Consider the following 21,754-nt stretch of genomic DNA (forward strand, 5'->3'; position numbering starts at 1 on the left):
TTCATTATGAAAATAAAAAAATATATCGCAACATTCGTCCTGTTTGCAGGCTTATTGACAACTACATCGTGTGATGATCTTTTTCGGGATAGTCCCATTAATAAACTACCCGAAAACATGATCTGGGAAGATCCAAAACTGTTGGACGGATATGTCTTGCCTTGGTATAGGAAAATGAATAACGGTTTTAGCGTATACATGCCAACCAATACTTTACTACATGGTATCAGCAGGGAGTTTTTGCCTTGGTTTGGCGACCAGATAACTGTGAGTAAGAGCGATTGGTATAATACTTCCTATGGAGGTATATTGCAGTGCGACCCCAAAAACATAAGGATAAAAGGGCTTTCTCTTTGGACCACTTATTACGAGCAGATCAGATCTATAAATCTTCTTTTCGAGAATCAGGGAAAAATTCCTGAAGGGACTCATAAAGATCGAATTCTGGGAGAAGCTCACTTTTTCAGAGCATATTATTACTATATGCTATTGCGTCAATTCGGAGGGCCTATCTTATTGAAAGAAGTGTATGACCCACTAAAAAACCCACAGAAATACCCAAGAGCTTCTTACGAAGAAATGGTGGAATTTATAACACAAGAGGCAATTCTGGCTGAATCTTATCTTCCCGATACGTATGGTTCGGAAGATATAGGACGGGCAACCAAAGGCGCAGCAATTATGCTGAGAGCCAAAACGTACTTTTGGGTGGCAGGCGACCACTTCCAAAATCAGGAAAAAGACTATTTAGGTTTTCCTGATAATAGATCAGAAGCTATGCTTATTAGTGCAAAAGAGGCTTATGACGAATTGATGAAACTTCCGTATGATTTAGTGCAAATAGATGGTGATTCACAAGAACAGATTAAGGAAGGATACAGGCAGATTTTTCTTACAAAAAATTCTATCGAATCTATCTGGGAAGTTCAACATTCCGATAATGGCGATTATTCATCAGGATTCGGACATAAACTGGACAGGGAAGCCTCTTCTTCTTATTATGGAGGAACAACCGCTGCATACACTCCCACACAAAACCATGTGGATGAATATGGAATGCAGGAAGGCAAAACTTACGATCCCAGCAATCCGTATGAAAACAGAGACTATCGTTTCTATGCCAATATTCTGTACGATGGCTGTGTTTATAATAATCACACAATGGAAATCCATTATACAAAGGTAGATGGCAAAGAAGTAGCCGGTGCAGACCTAACTCCGTATGGTGCGTCTGAAAGTGCTGCTGTTACAAAAACAGGATATTATATGGGGAAATTTGTCAAAGAAGGAGAAAAAATAAATTCCGACCCAACCTATGCCAGTAGCCAGAATTACATAATCTGGCGATTTGCAGAAGTATTGCTCGACTATGCCGAAATAGACTTTAAACAAGGACGAACAGGCGATGCACTGGAGAAAGTTAACCGGATACGCCGACGGGCACATATGCACGAGTTAACGAGCATCACATGGGAAGCTATTATGAACGAACGTCGGGTAGAAATGGCTTTCGAAGAAACTACTTATTGGGACTTCTATCGTTACAATATTGCTTTTGATAAGATGAACGGTAAAACTAATCCTCTGAAAGCAATGAAGATTGTGAAAGAAGAAGGAAAACCAACCACCTATACCATATCTAATATAAACAGATTCCCATCAAGAGTCAGATATTTTGAAGATAGGCAATATTATTACCCAATAGCATGGGATGATAAGAAATATCATGGTGTAGAACAAAATCCGGACTGGACAGAAGGTTAAAAAAAGATATAAGTAAATTTATTAACAACATTAAAAAAAGATTGAATATGAAAAAAAAGATTTTTACCATTGCAATGATGTGTTTTGGATTTGTAAGTTACTCCAATGCACAAGAATATAATTTATTCGATCCTGCCGATGTGGATGCTGATGGCTGGATATGGTTCGATACTCAAGCCAAAATTGACAAATATATTGGTCTGGCTGATAATGAGAATATGCAATATGACGAATCGGGAAAACTTATCCAGTTAGTTTGTGCCGATTTTGATCCTTATGCCGATTCTGAAGCCTCTCCTACAGTTATTGGTGCAGGAACAGAGGGCGACCTTGGTGGTACTGATGCTAAAACAGGAGCAATAAAAGTAGCACCCGCTTCGGCTTCAATGACTGCTAACGGCGGTGGTTTCGCTATAAAAATGCCTTCATGTACATCGTTTAACATTATGCTTTCTGCCGATAGTAAAGTATATGCACGTTTGTTAGGAGCTGAAGCTGCAAATAAAAGATTTACCGACTACACAGTAGTTTCGGCAAAATACTCTACTGTATTTGCACCACTAATGTCAGCTGGTCAAAAAACTTGGACCGATATGCATAAATTAAACAGTGGAAACGAACCTTACTTTGATTATGAATCTGCCACCACGATGTATGCTTATTATCAAAATCTTACAAAGAATGATATTTTCATCCACGGAATGAAGATAATGACTTCAACTCCAAATTCAGGCATCGGAAATGTTGAAAATGGTTCATTCAAGTTCGACGGAAAAACTATTTCTTTAGACGGAATGGCAAACATATCTGTTTACAATCTGCAAGGTGCTACTGAAAAATCTGTTTATGCAAACAGTTTGGATGTAAGCAACTTGGCAAAAGGAGTTTATGTAGTTAAAGCTGCAAACGGCGAAAAAGCATATACTCAAAAAATAATAATTAAATAAAAATATAATTGCATGAGATACATTACACTATTTGTCATTTTAACATCGTTCGTCTTCTCATCGCAGGCTCAGCAAAATAAAGGAGAACTGGCAAACCTTGTATGCTTTGTCCGTTTTGCAGATGAAGATGAATCTATTTTTGATCAGACAATAACTCATTACGAGCAATTGTTTAATAACGAGGAGACCACTTCTGCATCGGTGTACAATTATTTCTGGCAAGCGTCGTACGGACAATTGAAATGGAAAAGTGTAATGTATCCCCTTGCAAATAATACGACGATAGTTTCGTATAAAGCTCAAAAGTCCAGAAATTATTACTTGCATAAAACCAGTATCAACCCGGAAGGTTATGACGAAAATAATGCTACCGATGCTTTATCGAGAGAACAGAATCTGGTGAAAGAAATCACAGATTACATGGAAACTATAATTCCATCCACCGAAAACCTTGACAAAAATAACGATGGGGTGATTGACAACATCACACTCATCATCAGCGGGAACTCAGAAATCAGCAACAGATATATGATGTGGCCTCACAGGTCTACATTGTATATAATACAAGGTAGTATTCATGAGAAAAGAGTGAATGAATATATCCTCTTATTTGCCGACGGAAATGGTTGGAGCAACCTCTCTCCCACTCCCCTCAATGCAGGAGTTTTGTGTCACGAGATGTCGCATACTTTGGGTACGCGAGACTTATATCATAATCAGAAAGGCCTGAGCCCGATAGGAACATGGGACTTGATGTCTGACAATTTGCAGACACCACAGGGAATGAGTGCCTATACCAAGTATAAATACTGCAAATGGATAGACGAAATTCCCGAAATATCCACTCCCGGTACATACACATTAAATCCTGTTGGAGGGAACTCAAAAGAAAACATAGCATACAAAATAAAACCCACAGGATCAAGCGAGTATTTTGTTTTGGAATACCGCAAAAAAGATGGCCCTTTCGAGAGTGGCATTCCATCTTCCGGACTATTAGTATATCGAATCAACCCCAATTTCACAGGCAATGAGAATTACGATGGAATAAGCAAATTTGACGAACAATATCTTTTCCGTAAAAATGGTACAACAACCTCCGACGGAAACATTTCACAAGCAGCTTTTAGCCAGGAAAGTGGACGTGTCGCATTCGGAGGATCGGCCAGCGAGAAACCATTTTATACAGATGGGCGCGAGGCTCAGTTTGCAATCAGCAATGTTTCATCTTGCGGAGAAACAATATCTTTCGACTTGTTGCCGTTTTCCACTCAGATACACCCGTCATTAACCACTATTTCATTGAATGGAAACCAAGGTAGCAGCACATCTTTCCAAATAGAAGCAGTGAATACAGACTGGCAAGTAAAATCGAAACCAGATTGGCTGGAAGTTTCTCCACTCAGCGGAAATGCAGGTAGCTCCACATTAACCGTTACCACAAATAGCCGGAACAACCAAGCTGCTATTCGAGATGGTAAACTGATAATCGAAAGCACATCAAACAATGCTATATTTGCAACAATTGACATATTCCAAAAGTCTGACATCATTCAACCACCTCACGGACTGACTGCTGAAGAAACGGACAACAAAATAGCCCTGACTTGGAAAAAGCCGTTAGAGGGAACTCCGACTTTAACTGAAGACTTCGAAAACATTGCGAATAAAGGCTTATGGACATTCAAAACTGAAAACAACGTTGGTTGGGTATGGCAAGAGAGTGAGAAATACAAACTGCCTTACGAAGGAAAATTCTCGGCACGACTCAACTCCGAAATGCAAGACCGTCATCAAGATGAATGGCTGATATCTCCTGCCTTTGCCAATGGATCTACATTGATATTCTATTCAAACTCTATCGCTCCCGGAAAAACGAACGCTCATAATTTTTATTATGTAAAAGTTAGTAAAGACGGTGGTAATAGTTGGGAGAATGTATATGATTTGAAAACTCAAAGTTCAACAACAAATAAATATGAACGCATTGTTGTTGACCTATCTGCACATCAATCGGATAATATGAAAATAGCGTTCCATGCTTATGACGACAACAACGAAGGACTTTCGTATTGGTGGCATGTCGATAATATTGCCATCTATCCTACCCCTAGTTCATCAATAGTCAAAGGATATCACATATATAGAAATGGTGAGAAGATAGGTTCTTCGCAAGAACTATTGTTCACGGACGAAAGTCCATTAAACGGTGAAAATATTTATGCAGTGAAAGCAGTTGGAGATTTTGGAGAAACTCCTCTCTCCGATAGCGTAACTATAGAATATGACCTATCTGGAATTGGACAAACAGATGCTGACGAAATAAAGATATCCATATCTGACTCTCATATAAATATCTTAAGTAGTGAAGGTGATATTCAAAACATCTCATTGTATAATCTCAACGGAAATATGCTGTATGAGAATAAAAACGCAAGTACATCTTACGACATATCAACCAGTATTCTCTCGAAAGGTGTTTACATTATAAGATTGTTTAGAGAAAGCAAATCGCCACAATCATATAAAATATTGATAAAATAATACTCTATATACTCATTAAAAATTTCAAATTATGAAAAAACGATTACTTACATTCTTATTGTGTCTGGGCTTTATCAGTCTGACGACAATAACTAAGGCACAAGATGTGATTAAACTCACCTCCACCGCAACAAGTGAGATGACATTTGGTCTTGGAGTTTCAACCATACCTACAGTCGTGTCAATTGATTGGGGAAATGGTACATTCGTCGACTACACCGTAGATAAAGACGGTTCTTCCGCATCTGAAACTTTCGAAGCCACTGGCACACCATCCGGAACAGGAGAAATTACGATTAAAGGAGTAGGAATCACAGCTTTTGATTGCGATTTCAACCTTGAAACTCCGGAAGTTGTAACAGCGCTTGACGTAACAGGTGCTGTAAACCTGACCAGATTGACATGTGTTAGCCAATCTATTTCTACACTCGACTTAAGCTATAACACTGCTTTAACCAGATTAGTGATCAATAACACAAAAAATAAAAACTTAACAACGCTTAAGTTGAAAGACAATGCTGCTTTAACTTATTTGAATTGTTCTGGCAACAATCTGACAGCAATAAATGTAGAAGATAGTCCTTTATTAGATTATCTGAATGTTTCGGATAATAATATCTCGTCAATCGATTATAGCAAAAATACTGTTGTAAGGGATTTGTATCTACAGAATAATAAGATAGCAACACTTGATGATTCTGTATGGCCTTCGTTGACAAAATTGAGAACATTGAATGTTAGTGGCAACCTGCTAACCTCGTTAGTTGGAACAGATGCTTTTGCGGCAAAAACATCTTTTACCTTTAACTGCTCAAAAAACTATCTGAATATTGCAACTCTTCCTCAACCCGGATCGTTAAGTGCCCGATTCAATTATGCTCCTCAGGCAGCTTATGAAATTCCTGAAAGTATTCAGGAAAATGCCGAGCTTGACCTTTCTTCTCAGAATAACGTAAAAGGTGTTTTAGCTACTCCTGTTGCTACAACATATACTTGGACAACGGAGTCTGGTACTGCATTGGTGGTAAACGACGATTATACCGAAGCTGATGGTAAATTCACCTTCCTGAAACCTCAGACTGAGAAAGTAGTGTGTTCGATGACCACAACAGCTTTCCCTAAATTTACAGGTGATAATGTATTCAAAACAACCCCTATGGCAGTTCTTGCTTCTACTGGAATTGGTGAGGGTGTGAAAGATGCCATCAACATCTATGCAAGAGAAAACATACTATACATCAATGGCTTAAATGGCTATGAAAGAATAAATGTAATTAACCTGCAAGGTGTATCCGTATATTCAACAATTGCGGCAGGCGCAGAAATATCAACTGAACTTCCTTCCGGAATCTACATTGTTTCTGTGGATGGAAATGCAAGTAAAGTAATTATAAAATAATTATTCTAAACTCACAAAAAAGGGGTTACTTTTTGAGTAACCCCATTTTTTTCTTATAGTCACGTCAATTTCAATTTCCCAATCTCAACCAAACCGACATATCATAGTTTCCTCTATTGCCCCAGGCATAGTAAGGAACAAGAGATACATTTACGTCTTTTGCCGGAGTTTTAATCTCCCTGTAAAGCTTACCATCCCACTCATTCTTATCTACAACCTTTGCCGTTCCATCCAACAGAACAACTTTGCTGCCATCTATTGTTGTTGCTCTGGGTTTCAGGTTTATTGACGAAGGAATCAGCACATCATATACAGAGGTTTCTTTTGGCAAATCTACCGATTCCATACAATAAACCATTGGTCCGTACATCACAGCAACCTGATTACGAGATTCTTCAACCAACGGATTAGACTCTATCAGACGAGGACGAAGCGGCAGATTCAATACTATTTCGTCTCCTTTTTTCCACTTGTTCTTCACCTCGGCATAAGTTCCTGCCGTTGCTTTAAATTCCTTTCCACCAAAAGTATAAGTCGCATTATCTGCCCATTCGGGAATACGCATAAATACGGAATATTCTTTCTTCGGAGCTTTTTCTATCTTCAGCTTGATTGTTCCATCCCAAGGATAATCTGTATCTTGAGTAATGCTGATTTCAGAACCGTCTGCCAGTTTAGTGTTCAGCGTATTACCTCCATAAAGATTGCAATAAACGCCTTTTTCGGATGTTGCATAAGCATAACTGTTAGCTTCCGCTATCGTGCGAACAGTGTTGGGAGGACAGCAGAAACATGTGATATACTCCTGACGGAAATCACCCCAACGAAGCGAATAAGGAAAATCCGCCGTTTGGCTTAACGGATTAGTATACAGGAATTTCTTTCCATCGAGACTGATGCCCGAAAGAATACTGTTGTAATATGTCAACTCCATAATATCGGCATATTTTGGGTCACCCGAAAGTTGAAGCATACGGAAATTCCAAAGCATATTACCAATATTTGCGCAAGTCTCATTGTGAGCCGTTTCTTGTGGCAATTGGTAAGCACGACCGTAAGACTGATGCACTTTCTGAATACTATCGGGAGTATAGAACGTTCCATCGGGCGATGTTCCGTCATACAAAGCACCGCAACCTCCTGTTACATACATCTTTCTGTGAGTCACGTCATGCCAGATCGGATTTAAGCACTCTAACAGAGATTGATCTCCTGTTTCCAAATAAACATCTGCAACACCTGCATAAAGGTAATTTGCACGTACGGCATGCCCCATAGCTACTCTTTGATCACGGAAAGGTATGCGGTCTTGATTATCATCGGTTCCGTTTTCCATCATACCACGAATATCAATCAAACTTTTAGAAAGGTCCAGGTATTTGGGATCGCGGGTTGTACGATACATTTCCACAACTCCCATATAATGAGACGGGCAAATGGCACTGCGAGCCAATTCTACGGTTGCTGTTTTATAGAAATTGTATAAGAAATCGGTTGTTTTTATGGCAATATCCAATAAATTTCGCTTTCCCGTAGCACGATAATGAACACAACCGGCAGTCATCAGGTGACCCATGTTGTACGTTTCGAAATGAAGACGCTCCTCAAAACCTTTTTTTGCACCCGGATTATTTTTATCTGCCACAATTGTAGCTGTATGGATATACCCGTCTTCACGTTGCGCCAAACGGATTGTTTCTATAAACTTATCCATCAATTTATCCAACTCAGGATTTTTAGTTATGGCATAAACAGCAGCAACCCCTTCGAGCCATTTATACATATCACCGTCAAAAAATGGAGGGTCTTTATGTTCTCCTTCTTTCAAGCCTGCTGCAATTTCGAAGTTACGATAGGCATGGCTCAACTCAGGATCGTCGAATATCCGCCACATATTGAGCAACATAGTATCTTTACAGACATCAAACCGTTCTGCCCAGAAACCTTTTGTCCATTGCACACTACTTAAATCTACGCTATGCATCTTTGCATAAGGACTTTGCGTTGTATTGGTCAATCCTTTCTGCGCCGAGGCAGGAACGACAGTTCCTAAAACTAACAAACCCGCAATAAAACCTTTAATCTTCATTCTTATGTATATTAGATTATATTCGATTTGTCATTCTGAGTAAAACGAAGAATCTCAATATTCGAAATCCAGATCCTTCACTTCGTTCAGGATGACAAAACAGTATTTTAATGAATTACATTTTACACTCAAAATTGTATTTACCCGAACCCACAACCTGCTTTTTGCCATCGGGCAACACAACAGTTGCTCTCGTATTTGCAGGAACATCAACAGACAGATTGAAAAAACCGTCTTTCTTTTTCCAATCCACTGTTATTTTTCCATACAGGGTTTCATGGTCTGCCTTCACCCATTCCAAATCGCCTACGGGTTTTGGCTCGATCTTGAATTCTTTAAAACCTGATGCCATCGGCTCGATTCCTGCCAATGTGCGGAAAAACCATTCGTCGATCTGTCCCATCATAAAATGATTCCACGAAGCACCTTTCCTCGGGTCCCATTGCTCGGAAAGAGTGGTCACACCGAAATTAATCTGGAAACCATACCCCGGAGCATCTGTATGATTGTGCATCAAATACATCAACTCATTTTCGCCATTCAGAGCCAACGCCTGAAAAAGATAACGGTTGCCCACATCGCCTGTTGTAAGCCTGTCGCCATGCTTATGGATATCCGCTTTCAGGTTTTCCATCACAGCCTGTTTATCTTTCGGGTCAACCAACCCCATAAATATGGCAACTGCGTTACAAAACTGGCTTCCGTTACCATATTGCATTGTATTCTTATCAAAGAATTTATCATTAAAAGCCTTCTTCGTATTATCGGCTATTTCCCTGTATTTTTTTTCGAAATCCTTTCTGCTCAGCATTTTAGCTGCTTCTGCAACAAGGTGCGCACCATAGTAAAGATGAGCCGTTGCAGACACTTCAACAGGACTGTTTTTTGAGAAACCTGCACGATGCTCGCCATAATCATACCAGTCGCCCAATCCGTGAGAAGCGATGTAATTATCCGACCTCGAAAGCATGTGATCTACATATCCGGTCATCACATCAAAGTAGTCCCTCAATAAAGAGTCATCGCCATAAAATTTGTAATACAACCAAGGGTCTATAATAGAAGCTATCCCCCACTCCGGCGAATCGCGAAATACATCCAGGCTTGCATCAAAAACCACATATTCGGGAACTATGGTCGGAACCAATCCACCCGGTTTTTGAGCGTCTTTCATATCCTGCATTATCTTCGGATAGAACTGCGTCAAATCCCAATTGTATAATAATCCGGGACCATTCAGATGTGTTTCTTCCAGCCAACCCAATTTTTCACGATGCGGACAATCGGTAAACACCGATTGCATATTACTTTTCACAGCATTTTTAATCAGAATATGCGCTTTGTTAAATATCTCGTTCGACGACTCGAAATGACCTCTTTCGGGTGTTGAATTATGAATAAAATGCGATTTAACATCCACTACCAACGGCTTATCAGCATCTTGCATAGAAAGAACATTTGCTCCGTCAATCTGGATATATTGAAACCCGTAGTAAGTAAATTCGGGATGCCATGTTTCCACGCCGTCACCTTTCAGCGTATATGAGTAAGTATGAGGACTTCCCGACTGTTTTTGTGAAACTTTTCCTGTTTCTTCATTCAAAATTTCGCCGACCGTAAGTTTCACCGTCTGCCCTTTTTTACCCATTACCTTAATTTCCGGATATCCGGCAAGATTCTGCCCCATGTCCAATACATAGCTGGAATCAATCTTCGACATGGATGTTGCACCGTATTCTTTCATCCTGCGAACACTTGTCACAACTTGCGAACGCAGTGTACCTTCGGGCGCACCTTGTTCAACCACTGGTTTCCATGCCGAATCGTCAAATCCTGATTTATCCCAACCCGATTGCTCCAAACGGGCATCATAGTCTTCCCCACCGTATATATCGTTAAACGTGATAGGGCTTAAATCATATTTCCATGAAGTATCGGAAACGATAACTTCTTCTGTTCCATCCTTATAATACACATACATTTCAAGAAATAATGTCGGTGGTCCGAAAGTCACCCACAATTTACGGTAACGATTGCCAACAGCATTGTAAAAACCATTTCCGAGAGTAACACCAAGTATATTTTCACCTTTATTCAAAAGAGTATCAACCTGATATGTATTATAATAAACGGTCTTGTCATAATCGCTCCAAACAGGAGTAAAAATATCTTTGCTTACTTTCTCTCCATTGACCGATAAATTGTAATGACCCAATCCCGAAACATAAATAATAGCTCTTACAACCTCTTTGTTTGTATTGAAAGACTTACGTAGCATAATGCTACGCAATGCCAGTTGATCTACTTTTTCATAAACATCTTTATTCGCCTGTTTCTTGAACGATGGACCGTGAAAATCGCGTCTACCGATAGGCAGATTAGATGCTTCTCTGGTTATTGCTCCAACCCATTTGGCTTTCGATTTTGTTAAATCAGGTTCTGTTTGAAAATAAGTAGAGTTGCTTTCGGTCGTTTTTCCTTTAGCATCCCACACTTTTACAGACCAAACGTATCTCTGTCCTTTTTGTAAAGATTTACCTTTATAATTTACAAGTTGGCTCTGGTCTGATTTCACTTTTCCCGAATCCCAGATTTTCACGCCATTATGGTTAACCGTAATCTGATAAGCTGTTTGTTTATCTCCATTCGCTTCAGATGCCAACTGCCAGCCAAATCGTGGATTCAGAGTGTTTATTGCCAATGGTGCCTCCTGAAATTCACAGGTAAGTTTTTTTACATCAAGGGCAAATGTTGATATTGTAAATAATAGAAGGCAGATACTTGCTATTGCTTTTTTTAGTAGTAGACAAGTAAACAAGTTACGAGTTACAAGTAAACGCCCCCTCCTAACCTCCCCCAAAAGGAGGAGGAATTTTGAGAATGTAATATTCTTAACTTTTAATTTTTCACTTTTCACTTTTAATTCTTCATTTCGTAAGTCAATCTTTCCAATTTGTCGGATTTGGCTACCGTCTTTCCATCCAACATAATATAAAAGCCTTTCCCTCTCTTATATTTCTCGCCTGTTTTGTCCCAAACTATTGTCACGTTTTTTCCGTGATACGGCACATTATCCAAACAGAACCAATCCCATTTACCTTGCGGAACAAGCGGACTCACTTCCAACACATTATCAGGTCGAGGTTTCAGACCGATAAGACCTGAAATAATCAAATCGCCAAAAGTTGAATGATTGTAATAACGGCTACGTTCCTGATCACCTTTCAGCCAATAGCCTGTCACTTCATCTTGATATTCACCTATATATGGTCTTCCTCTGTGGTATTGGCTTTCGACGTATAACTCCATGTGACGGAAATAAACACTGTCGTTCACCACATCTTGCTTGTAGTTGTTTATCAGGTTGGACATAGCTGTCAATGTTTGCGAAGAAGCAAAAGGCCAGATAGCACCATCCCACTCACATTTACAACAACCATGACTACGAAATTCAGGGTGGCGGCGTTCGGCAGTTGTCATTCCATAAGGAGCAAGGAAACCACCTTCGTCCATCACCTGCGCCCATGCTTTTGCATAATCTGCCTTATCGTCAGGCAAATTAAAATACCAGGGGATGTAACCGATAGCCTCACGAACAAGGGCAAACTCGCCCGGTTTTCTCAGTGTTTCGAAGAATACGCTATCAGGATTCCAAAGTTGAGATTGTACAAGATTCTTTATTTCGGAGGCTTTCTCCTCATACTTTTGTGCAGTTGCATTATCGCCTTTCAATCGGGCAATACTCGCTAAAGCTTTAGCATTCCCAAACATATACGAATTGATAGTCGGGCGGGCATATTGTTTGCGACGACCACCGCTTATGGTTTCTTCCATTCCGTCCTGAACATCTCCTTGCCAATACAAACCACTAGGTAAGCGGTGATCTCCCTCCCAAAGGGCATACTCTTTTTCAAGATCGGGGAACATATCCAACAGATAGTTTTTGTCTCCATCCACCAGATATTTATTGTAAAGTGCATTAGCCGTCCAGCTGCTAAAATTGCGAAGTTTCTTCATCGGCTGACCTTCGTTCCCTCTAAACCAGACATGTACATACTGATTCAAGTATTTCGGATCGCGCAACCAGCGACTTTCATAGGTATGATGACCCAATGCACAGGCAATCAGATTGTACTGATCTGCATAAGAACGGTTTACGAGAAACTCAGTCATTATATAACCAACCGGGGTTTCTTTAATATGCTTACGCAACGACCACCATCTGTAATAATACATTTCTTCGAAATTTGCCTGAGGACATTCAAACAAAGGAATATTCGTTTTCATCCATTCCCACGACTGCGAGTTTGGAATTGCCTGAACAATATTCTCATCCTCCATTGTGTTGAAATAATCGACATAATGTTTATAGTCATTTACATCCAGCACAGCCGATTGAACAGACGGATTAGAGGTCTTTAGATGAGAGATATAATATTCTGTCCTAGGCTCATCTTTACCCGTATTTTCCATATCCGTGAATCTGTCGGCAGGAGTATTCGGAGTTGGTTCGATAGGCAAATCGCCTGTGCGGAACACAACCCTCGATATTGATTCAACAGGATTGAAGAATAAGCGTGTCGGGATTTCCTTATCATTTATTTTCATTGTCAGGCTACGTGTTTCGGTAGCTAAGGACACCGAAATGTTATATTCCTTGTTTGCCTCGTATGGCATTAAAGTATTATATCTTGCCCCCGTTTTCAATTTCAATATGCCATCTTTATCAAAGATGATGCGTGTGCAGGCTTCCCCTTTTACATTCTGAAATTCGATTTGAAGATTACCCCTATCATTCTGCGCCGAGATTACAGAAAAAGAAGATTCCAATGTCTTGGATTCAGGCACAACCCTTTCTGCCTTAGCATAATCGAACAAATCCCAATCTTTCAGCGAAAGCCAACGTTTTCCATCCGCTCTTTTCTCAATCTTCACAGGAGCCCACAACGGACTATAAATGTTCCACATATCCAGCTCCTTACCTTCGGGCATAGAGTTGAATGTTTCATCGGCATGGCTCATTGCCTTATCCGTAACAGGCACAGGAATGCGAGCAACCCACATATCTTCCTTGTTCATGCTGTAAGTCACCCACATATTACCATCGGGAGGAGTTCCGTTATTATCCAGAATTCCTCTCACATACTGAGGCCCTCTCGATTTATAATTGCCCCCGTAACGCATCGGCGTGATATCGCCATGAACCAGATAGAGTGTGTTATAATTCAGACCGTCTACGCTGGTCGATACTGCCAAAGGCCAACGGAATTCGGACGGATTGTAAACCGTAGCATATTTTCCGTCAGAAGTTCTTTGCCCCCATATTTTAGCATTACTGTTAACGAAACCGGGCGCACGATATGCGTTTTCAGGCCATGTTTTGCCACCATCTTCACTGATTGCGGTCAAGGCATGTTTCCAAAGAGCAGCAATGCGCCCATCAGGTAAGCGGTAGTAACTGAATGCTTTGTAAGGCTTTTTCAAAGGGATAATGGGGTCATTCCTGTCCGCTTCTTCAACCCACTGCATCATATAGAGCGGGTTTGCCAGCAACTCTTCGCAAGCCTCGACAAATCCTTTATCTTTATTCTTCTTATAAAATTTGAAATCGGTATTTTTTTCGTTGAAAGCATGGCTGTATCGTATAAAATACACATCTCCGAACGAACCGTCTTTCTTTATTTCACGTACCACACGACCAATGCCGTTGCCATCATTCGGATCGTCTTTCATATCAAGGGCAACACAATAATATGTCATTGCCAACAACCGTCCTTTCGATGATGTGAAGAAACCTACCCGATGATGCGTGATTGCATACAAATCTTTTGCAACGCCATCTCTGTTCGGTTTTGTATATCCGTCAGGCACCTTGTATTCAGGGAAAATTGTTACCGGCATCGACCAATTGTAACCATCTTTAGATGTCTGCAACATGGTGCGTCCGGGAGGCATATGCTCTCCAACAGGTGCATTCAGGTATTCGAGATAAAATGTTCCGTTCCAATACGCCAACATCGGGGCATGATTGTAAGTCCAACCCAAGCCATCACTTTTTTCGGGATGCTCACGGCTTGCCCGCAATGTTTGTATGTTATGTGTTCCTACGGCAGGACTTAATTGCCCGTGATGATAATCAACATTCGACAATGTTTTTCCTGTGTAGTGTATCCCACTTTGAGCTTGAATAATCAACACGCTTAATAGTGATACGAATGATAATATTATCGTTTTTTTCATAATTATTTCTTAGCTGATAATAAACCTTTCAGCACGCTTTCCGATGCTTTAAATATGGTTCCGTGTTTATGACCTTCGGGTATAGATATTTTATCATTCACATCCGTAAATGTTTTGAAATCTTTAGTGGAAACGGCATCATACGATTTTTTTTCGTAAGCATCGAAATAGATCAGCCATTCATCACCGACTTTCACAACAGAAGGGCCTTCCGTAAAATTAGCCGTAAACTTTTCAGTCGGATTTTCGTACGGACCTGTTGCCGATTTACCGAATGCAGCATGCATATTCCGTTCGGGGCGAGTATTATCCTTAAACACCAAAACGTAATCGGAAAGGGCACGCTTCACAATCACAGCATCAATGGAACTGTAACCCGGATCGTACAACAATTCAGCTTTCGTAAAATCCTTGAAATCTTTTGTTTTTGTGTAATATAGACGGTGATTGTTATACTCATCTTCTATCCCTTTTTCAAATTTGAACGGAATAGTAGACGCCCAAACTATAATAAAATCTTTTGTCTCATCTTCATAGAAAAGCTCAGGAGCCCAAACATTTACAGTTGTAGTATCAAAAGCCATTATCGGTACATATTGCTGCTCCGACCAATTAACCAAATCTTTAGATGAAGCATGACCAAATGCCGGATCGCCTTTCCAACTGCATGTCCACACCAGATGAAATGTACTGTCCGCTCCTTTCACAATACTAGGATCACGCATCAGTTTATCCCGTCCGACATCAGGCTTCAGAAATATTCCCGGAATACTATCCCATTTATAGCCATCGTAACTGTACAGCAAACGCAGTCCGTCAGTTGCAGGCTCGTGAAAAGAAGTAAACATGTACACTTCTTTTTCGGCAGGAGCATCCTCTCCATTATCTTTTTTATTCGAATTGCAGGAAAACAAAAATGTTCCTGTAACCAATAGCAATAATATCTTTTTCATTGTCTCTTTATATTTAATATTTACGTACCAACCAAGCAACGTTTACCTGATCGGAAGGTCTTTGCAGTTCTATCTTTCCTCCGCCTTTCACTTGTTTCGCTTTTGTTGTTTTTCCTGTTTTGGAATTTATCCACAACACATCGTATTTATATTTACTTTCGATATCCAGTGAAACCGAACCATTCATCGTATAAATTATATATCCCTTTTCAACATTCCCCAACACATATTGATTATCTGTATTTTGACTTTCAATTGGTTTCATGGAAGATGCAGCACTCAAAAAATTACGATCACTTATCTCAGGCAGGCAAGCCATAGAGCCACCAGCCATAAATGACGCCCATGCAAACTGAGGATAAAGATTGGAAAAATAAGCGACCGCCTTTTCGGGGTACTTTGTTCTGTATTCACTTACAGCTCTGTAAATTGAAGCAAATGACACTTTACCGGGTTTGGTTAAACGGGCATGCTGACGAGGAGCAAGATTTTGCCCTCCTTTTGGTTCGTATGTTGTACCATCTTCCCTGTGAAACCAATATTTAATATCAATCACATCAACAATTTCTGACCTGACAGGATCATTCAGAATGGCATCTTGCACATCCTTTGTTGCACTCAGGGCAATCATAGGCTTTTCGCCTGTTTCCATTTTCCATTCGGCAATCACATCGAGCCAAAACTCCACAAAGTGAAGAGGCCCTGTATATTCCTCGCTAAGAAACTGAATTACACTATTGTTTCCTTTGAAATTGTCTAAGCACTGACGGATATATTTACGGTGTAATTCCCTTCTTACAGGATGATTTATATCGTAAAACTGTTCTGCCAAAAAGATACGTTTGTCTCCTGCATAAGGCGCAGGCTCAGGAAATCCCGTATTGTTGATATTATTTGCCGGACGCCAAGGACTATCAGTCCAGTGCGCTCCCGCCTCGATAATATTATGTTGAAAATAATTTTGGTGCATCAACACCAAATCGTTTTGATCTGCCAAATCGGCAAATTGACGAAGGCGCATCCAATACCAATCGTTGTATTTAGTCAAGTCATACTTGCTCAATCCATCATAAGCCGTGCCCTCCCCGCTTCGGGCAAAAGGCTGTTCGTAGAACGGAGGCCAAACCTCGCCGTTAATACGTCGGATACGTTCGTGATCGTCGCGACGACGGTCGTACCACAATCCGTAATTATGGTCAATTGCAAGAAAATTATTCCGCTTCATTATCTGCACAACGGAGTCTACATCATCCGTTAAACCCATTCCCGTCCGACCGGGAACAAAACGTGTTAAATGAGGTGTTGCATTCTTTTTCAGATAAGCCGGTTGAACAGAGCCGCTCCACCATCGGATATCTTGTTTGAAGCCTGTCTGCACCTCAGTCCCTCTCACAATCCAGCCGTTTTCTATTGACAAAGGAGCTGTTTTTGCTGTCGGTTTATATATCTGTTTCAGAAAACCTTGCTTCTTCTCGTTATATATCTGTGACTGATCGAATATTATTGGAATATTAGTTTCATCGCACAGTTTATCAATCCATTCCGTAAGCGTTAAAGCAGGGACATAGGCTTTCTTCGTCAATTCCATCGCAACCGATACGGGAGGAGAACTTGAAGCCTCTGTTTCGGTAGGCATCAAATTTGAATGATCTATGTATTTTTCGCCTAAACGTTCTTTCAATTGCTGATAATACAGGCTTCGAGGTTTAATGTGGTTATTACTTTCGTTCCAATAATCATCGCCCGAAAATTCAGACCAAGAACCAAACGCCCAATTTTGAGCTGTTGGTGGCGAGAAATTCTCAATCAGTGATGCCGAACATTGCCAAAAAACACTGTTTGCGGCTGTCCATCCCGCACCTTGAGCCTCTTGCATCCTGTTCTTGTAGCTCAACGCATTGCCATTAACATTTACAATATCAAATAAAACACCGGAAGCCCAACTGTCAATAGCTCCACTAAAACTATATGGTAGTTCGGAATGACATTGCAGAAAAACATTGGGTCCGGGCGCACAAAATCCTGTCCCGAAATCATGATAACCACTTTCTGCATATAATCTTTGAAAAAGGCATTGTTGCCCCATCGTGAAGAAAGTATATCTTCGTTGCCCGCCAATTTCAGATACAGGTTGCAACGATTTACAATTCTCGACTGTTACACATTTGGCTGTTTCCAAAACCATGACTGCCGAACCTGCGAAATGCTTGAATGTAATATTACGTACCCAAGCATCAGACACATTTTCTAACGTAACACCCATCCACGAATGTGCTTCATCTTTCAGATTTTTTTCGTCATATTCCGAAAGAAGTGTCATATTCTCCACACCAACATTCGAGATACGACCTTGCCACGAGTAAGGAACGAGATAGCCACCACCATATTCCTTGTCTAAAGCCGTAGTTAAAGGAGCATCAAAAGAAACACTGCCTGCATTTGCAGAAACAACAGTTCTGTCCCAAACTATATTTTGACCTCCGACCTTCCACCCTAACGAGGTGATGCCTCCACCAAAGTGTTCTGTACCAACTTTATCAATCCACTCTTTTGTTGATGGACGAACAACCAGAACTTTATCGCCAATTTTTAAGCTATGATTTGACAGAGTAACCGAGAAAGAATTTACAGGAACATAAGAGTCGGATATGTGCAGTGTATCACCTGTTTGTCTATCATCTTCACCCAAAACACGAATCAATGTACGTCTGTCTTTTCCTGTGGCTATGAGCTGAGTACCATTCTCTCCTACTCCACTACCCCGCAAAACAACTCCCGAATTACGGATAAGCAAACTACCCGAAACCTTATACATTCCTTTTTGAAGAAGAACAGTTCCCCTAAAACCATTTGCATCAGGTTTTAATGAACCAACATAGTCTAATGCCGCTTGTATCAACGTTGTAGCATCTCCATTTACCAGAGGCACAACAGTTTTTGTTTCGATATTGGGGATAGGTTTTTCTCCCGCCATATATCCCGCATACGAAAAATCGGGAATCCTATTACCTAAACTATCAGGCAGATAAACCAATTTTCCATCTTTATTAAAGCTAAGTGGCGGCTGTGGTTTTACTTTTTTCTGCGAAAAAATATTTCCACAGAAAAAAAAGCTGAACAATAGCAGAAAAATTAATCTATTCATAGTTGTAGTGGCTCTCATTATATTTTTAAACAGACTCTCTTATAACGTTCCTCCTCTTGCTTTTACACGTTCGCCCCAGGCTTCACGCTCTTTCTGGAGATTATATCCTTGCTTGGATAAATAGTTGTTGATACGTCCTTTATATTTTCCAAACCATCCGTGTTTATCTTTCGACGACGACGCAGACATTGCATGCTCACGGGCTTCGACCAGCCATGCGTATATTTGTCTTTTTTCGTCTTCTTTCAAAGTCGGGATCATATCTTGATACGATTCATAAGTTACTTTCAGCACACCGTAAGTCATACCATCTTTTACCATGTCAATCTGCTCATTTGTTAAATCAGCAGAAAGGCTTCCAATAAATATACATTGCAAATTGTAAAGCTCTGCATCTCTTTTATTTTCTAAAGCTTTTATAGCATTTTCTAACTCTGCTTTATCTTTAATCGACTCTTTAGTTACTTTCTTTTCAGATTCTAAAGCATCATTTGCTTCACCTAAACCTTTATATTGATTAACCAAAGCTGTTGTAACTCTTTTATATTTTTCCGAATCTTCGATTCCTAATGTCTTAACAATCTTGTCTGCTCTTCCTGTCAGCACCTTTATATAATCCGCATCATCTTGTGCAAATAGAGATGACAGAAAAAGAAAATTGATTGCAAGAAAAGAAAAAATGACTTTCATAACCTTAAAAATTAAAATATATGTTTCTTTTTTACCTTAGAAGGTGTCCAAAAAGCAAACACCTATGTCTTTTTGACATCCTGAACAGAGAGAAGGATCTGTTTTTTGAGAATCCAGATTCTTCGTCACACTCAAAATAACAAAGATAAGTAACACTTTGATAGTGTAATCTTACTTTTCGGACGCCTCCTTAAAATTCTGTTTTATCTGATTTATTTCAAAAAAAAGAATTGACGGCAAGAATAAAAAAAGCCGTCAATCCTATATAAAAGATTATTTCAATAAACTAGTTCTTTTTGCCAAAGTGTCATAATTGTTCTCCGGTTTTGTCCAGTCTACTTTCTTTGTCGGATCTATACCGTTAATATATTTCTCTATATTGGTATATCCGTCTCCGTTCATATCCTTCACTGCATCCGACGGATCGTTAGGATTCAAGCCGTATTTCTTTTCCCATTCGTCCGGTATGCCATCACCATCACTGTCTTTGTATGGATTACCTTTATATTCAGGATATCCACCTACCTGAGCAATATCTGTAATGATTCCATATTTATAAGAATCTTTCGGCAGGCGACGATGTTCGAATTGATAAAAATCTGTCTTGTCGGCTTTTTTATCATAATATACCTTGCCAGTCTTCACCTGCTCAATAACACGTTGGTCTACAATGTCTCGTTTAGGGAAAGTTGCTCCAACATTATCCATTACAAAATCGTAAGCCTCTTGAGCTTGCATAATAGGGAAAGGATTTTGTATAGGGAATGGCTTGTTCCACTTCATGTTTTCGGTATATCCGTCAGTATTTGGTTGTTCCTGAACCTGTATACCTCCGGCCCAGTTGTCCTTTGTTATTTCGGGATATCCTTCCATTATGTTTCCGTTGGCATATACACGCCCAAACACATAATAACCCAACTTACTGCGTCCCGACTCCGGCTTCAATATTCTATGTCCGACAGGAGTGTTTTTTGGGGTAAGCGGACCCGGCTTATAATAATTATTAATAATGTTATAAAGAGCCGTATAGTCTCCACCATCCACAGAGCGATGTACCCAGTTGTAAATAACATTGTTTACAAAATTGAACACGCCATTCCATCCGATAGATGGATTGCGTCCTGCATTATTAGCCCAAAGGTTACGCATAAACGTGCAATTCTCACCACCAAGGGTACTGCCAAAAGCATGATTGTATGTGTCTAATGCTTGCGAAGATATCGTATTCTGAATTGTCACGTTCACTGTACCCAGTTTCAGTTCTTTAGAGCCATCGCCCGGATTGAACATGTGGCGATAGAATGAGATATTTTCATCCAATCCCCAACTGGTTGAACAGTGGTCTATCATAATATTCCCGACAGGATTTCCCCCGAAAGAATCGTCACGACGACCTACCCAAGTTTCTCCACGACGAAAACGCATGTGACGCACAACCACATCGTGAGTATTCACCCACAAAGTTTCTCCGGCAACACATATTCCGTCTCCGGGAGCAGTTTGTCCGGCAATTGTAATATACGGAGCACGAATAATTAGCGGTGATTTTAGCTTTATAATACCGGCTACGTTAAATACTACGATACGTGCACCTCCTTGTTCACAGGCTTCGCGTAAAGTACCCGGCCCACTATCTTCGAGGCTTGTCACAACAATAACTTTACCTCCTCGTCCGCCAAACGAATAGGCTCCACCACCTTGCGCACCCGGAAATGCGGGAATCTCTGCTTGTGGAAGATCGGTAGGACGAGCTGCCCAAGGAATATACGGTTTTCCTTCTTTAGCTTCTTTTTCTATAATAGGCAAAGCCTTCTGAAAAGCTGCTTCTGAGTCTGCCTTTGCTTTAGCTACCAATTCTTTTTCTTTCTCCTGATCTTCTTTCGATACTTTTGGATACTGTGCAAACACAGATACTGAAAGCGAACAAGCTATCGCAACTGCACATACACTAAAAAATCTTTTTTTCATCTACTCAATATTTTG

The 21,754-nt window shown here is 40.2% G+C and carries 11 protein-coding genes; 4 read left to right on the forward strand and 7 right to left on the reverse strand.

Features of this window, described 5'->3' with window-relative positions; all coding sequences use genetic code 11:
* The first annotated feature begins 6 nt into the window (after nucleotides 1-6).
* The 4 genes from D0T56_RS08370 to D0T56_RS08385 are packed head-to-tail and all read left to right on the forward strand — an operon-like array spanning nucleotide 7 to nucleotide 6,654.
* The gene (locus D0T56_RS08370) at nucleotides 7-1,764 is read left to right on the forward strand and encodes a RagB/SusD family nutrient uptake outer membrane protein (RefSeq protein WP_163319684.1); all 1,758 of its coding nucleotides are present in this window, start codon (nucleotides 7-9) and stop codon (nucleotides 1,762-1,764) included.
* Nucleotides 1,765-1,811: 47 nt separating this feature from the next.
* Nucleotides 1,812-2,711, forward strand: a complete 900-nt coding sequence (locus D0T56_RS08375) for a T9SS type A sorting domain-containing protein (protein ID WP_163319685.1) — start codon at nucleotides 1,812-1,814, stop codon at nucleotides 2,709-2,711.
* A gap of 12 nt (nucleotides 2,712-2,723) precedes the next feature.
* Nucleotides 2,724-5,255, forward strand: a complete 2,532-nt coding sequence (locus tag D0T56_RS08380) for a M6 family metalloprotease domain-containing protein (RefSeq protein ID WP_163319686.1) — start codon at nucleotides 2,724-2,726, stop codon at nucleotides 5,253-5,255.
* Between the two features lie 31 nt (nucleotides 5,256-5,286).
* A complete protein-coding gene (locus tag D0T56_RS08385; RefSeq protein WP_163319687.1) occupies nucleotides 5,287-6,654 on the forward strand; it encodes a T9SS type A sorting domain-containing protein in 1,368 nt (455 codons plus the stop codon).
* A 70-nt stretch (nucleotides 6,655-6,724) separates the two neighbouring features.
* On the opposite strand, the gene D0T56_RS08390 is transcribed toward D0T56_RS08385, so the two are convergent.
* The 7 genes from D0T56_RS08390 to D0T56_RS08420 all read right to left on the reverse strand — a co-directional run bounded on the left by D0T56_RS08390 (nucleotide 6,725) and on the right by D0T56_RS08420 (nucleotide 21,739).
* Nucleotides 6,725-8,743: a glycoside hydrolase family 127 protein gene (locus D0T56_RS08390; protein WP_163319688.1), complete on the reverse strand. Its 2,019-nt coding sequence runs from the start codon at nucleotides 8,741-8,743 to the stop codon at nucleotides 6,725-6,727.
* 115 nt (nucleotides 8,744-8,858) lie between these two features.
* Nucleotides 8,859-11,561, reverse strand: a complete 2,703-nt coding sequence (locus D0T56_RS08395; protein WP_185153865.1) for a glycoside hydrolase family 78 protein — start codon at nucleotides 11,559-11,561, stop codon at nucleotides 8,859-8,861.
* A 101-nt stretch (nucleotides 11,562-11,662) separates the two neighbouring features.
* Nucleotides 11,663-14,983, reverse strand: coding sequence for a glycosyl hydrolase family 65 protein (locus D0T56_RS08400; protein ID WP_163319689.1), 3,321 nt, complete (start codon nucleotides 14,981-14,983; stop codon nucleotides 11,663-11,665).
* A gap of 2 nt (nucleotides 14,984-14,985) precedes the next feature.
* The gene (locus D0T56_RS08405) at nucleotides 14,986-15,936 is read right to left on the reverse strand and encodes a glycoside hydrolase family 43 protein (RefSeq protein ID WP_163319690.1); all 951 of its coding nucleotides are present in this window, start codon (nucleotides 15,934-15,936) and stop codon (nucleotides 14,986-14,988) included.
* A gap of 13 nt (nucleotides 15,937-15,949) precedes the next feature.
* Nucleotides 15,950-19,081, reverse strand: coding sequence for a DUF6298 domain-containing protein (locus tag D0T56_RS08410; protein WP_221412345.1), 3,132 nt, complete (start codon nucleotides 19,079-19,081; stop codon nucleotides 15,950-15,952).
* A gap of 39 nt (nucleotides 19,082-19,120) precedes the next feature.
* On the reverse strand, nucleotides 19,121-19,771 hold the full coding sequence (locus tag D0T56_RS08415; RefSeq protein ID WP_163319692.1) for a DUF3826 domain-containing protein: 651 nt from the start codon (nucleotides 19,769-19,771) through the stop codon (nucleotides 19,121-19,123).
* Nucleotides 19,772-20,044: 273 nt separating this feature from the next.
* Complete coding sequence (locus D0T56_RS08420; RefSeq protein ID WP_163319693.1) at nucleotides 20,045-21,739, reverse strand: polysaccharide lyase; 1,695 nt, start codon at nucleotides 21,737-21,739, stop codon at nucleotides 20,045-20,047.
* Nucleotides 21,740-21,754: the final 15 nt, after the last annotated feature.

The sequence above is a fragment of the Dysgonomonas sp. 520 genome (assembly GCF_010501095.1).
In the GTDB taxonomy this organism is placed as follows: Bacteria; Bacteroidota; Bacteroidia; order Bacteroidales; family Dysgonomonadaceae; genus QVMP01.

Coding starts and splice junctions, on each gene's coding strand:
- D0T56_RS08390 (WP_163319688.1), bottom strand. CDS start 8,743: ATGAAGATTAAAGGTTTTATTGCGGGTTTGTTAGTTTTAGGAACTGTC.
- D0T56_RS08370 (WP_163319684.1), top strand. CDS start 7: ATGAAAATAAAAAAATATATCGCAACATTCGTCCTGTTTGCAGGCTTA.
- D0T56_RS08400 (WP_163319689.1), bottom strand. CDS start 14,983: ATGAAAAAAACGATAATATTATCATTCGTATCACTATTAAGCGTGTTG.
- D0T56_RS08385 (WP_163319687.1), top strand. CDS start 5,287: ATGAAAAAACGATTACTTACATTCTTATTGTGTCTGGGCTTTATCAGT.
- D0T56_RS08375 (WP_163319685.1), top strand. CDS start 1,812: ATGAAAAAAAAGATTTTTACCATTGCAATGATGTGTTTTGGATTTGTA.
- D0T56_RS08405 (WP_163319690.1), bottom strand. CDS start 15,936: ATGAAAAAGATATTATTGCTATTGGTTACAGGAACATTTTTGTTTTCC.
- D0T56_RS08410 (WP_221412345.1), bottom strand. CDS start 19,081: ATGAATAGATTAATTTTTCTGCTATTGTTCAGCTTTTTTTTCTGTGGA.
- D0T56_RS08420 (WP_163319693.1), bottom strand. CDS start 21,739: ATGAAAAAAAGATTTTTTAGTGTATGTGCAGTTGCGATAGCTTGTTCG.
- D0T56_RS08380 (WP_163319686.1), top strand. CDS start 2,724: ATGAGATACATTACACTATTTGTCATTTTAACATCGTTCGTCTTCTCA.
- D0T56_RS08415 (WP_163319692.1), bottom strand. CDS start 19,771: ATGAAAGTCATTTTTTCTTTTCTTGCAATCAATTTTCTTTTTCTGTCA.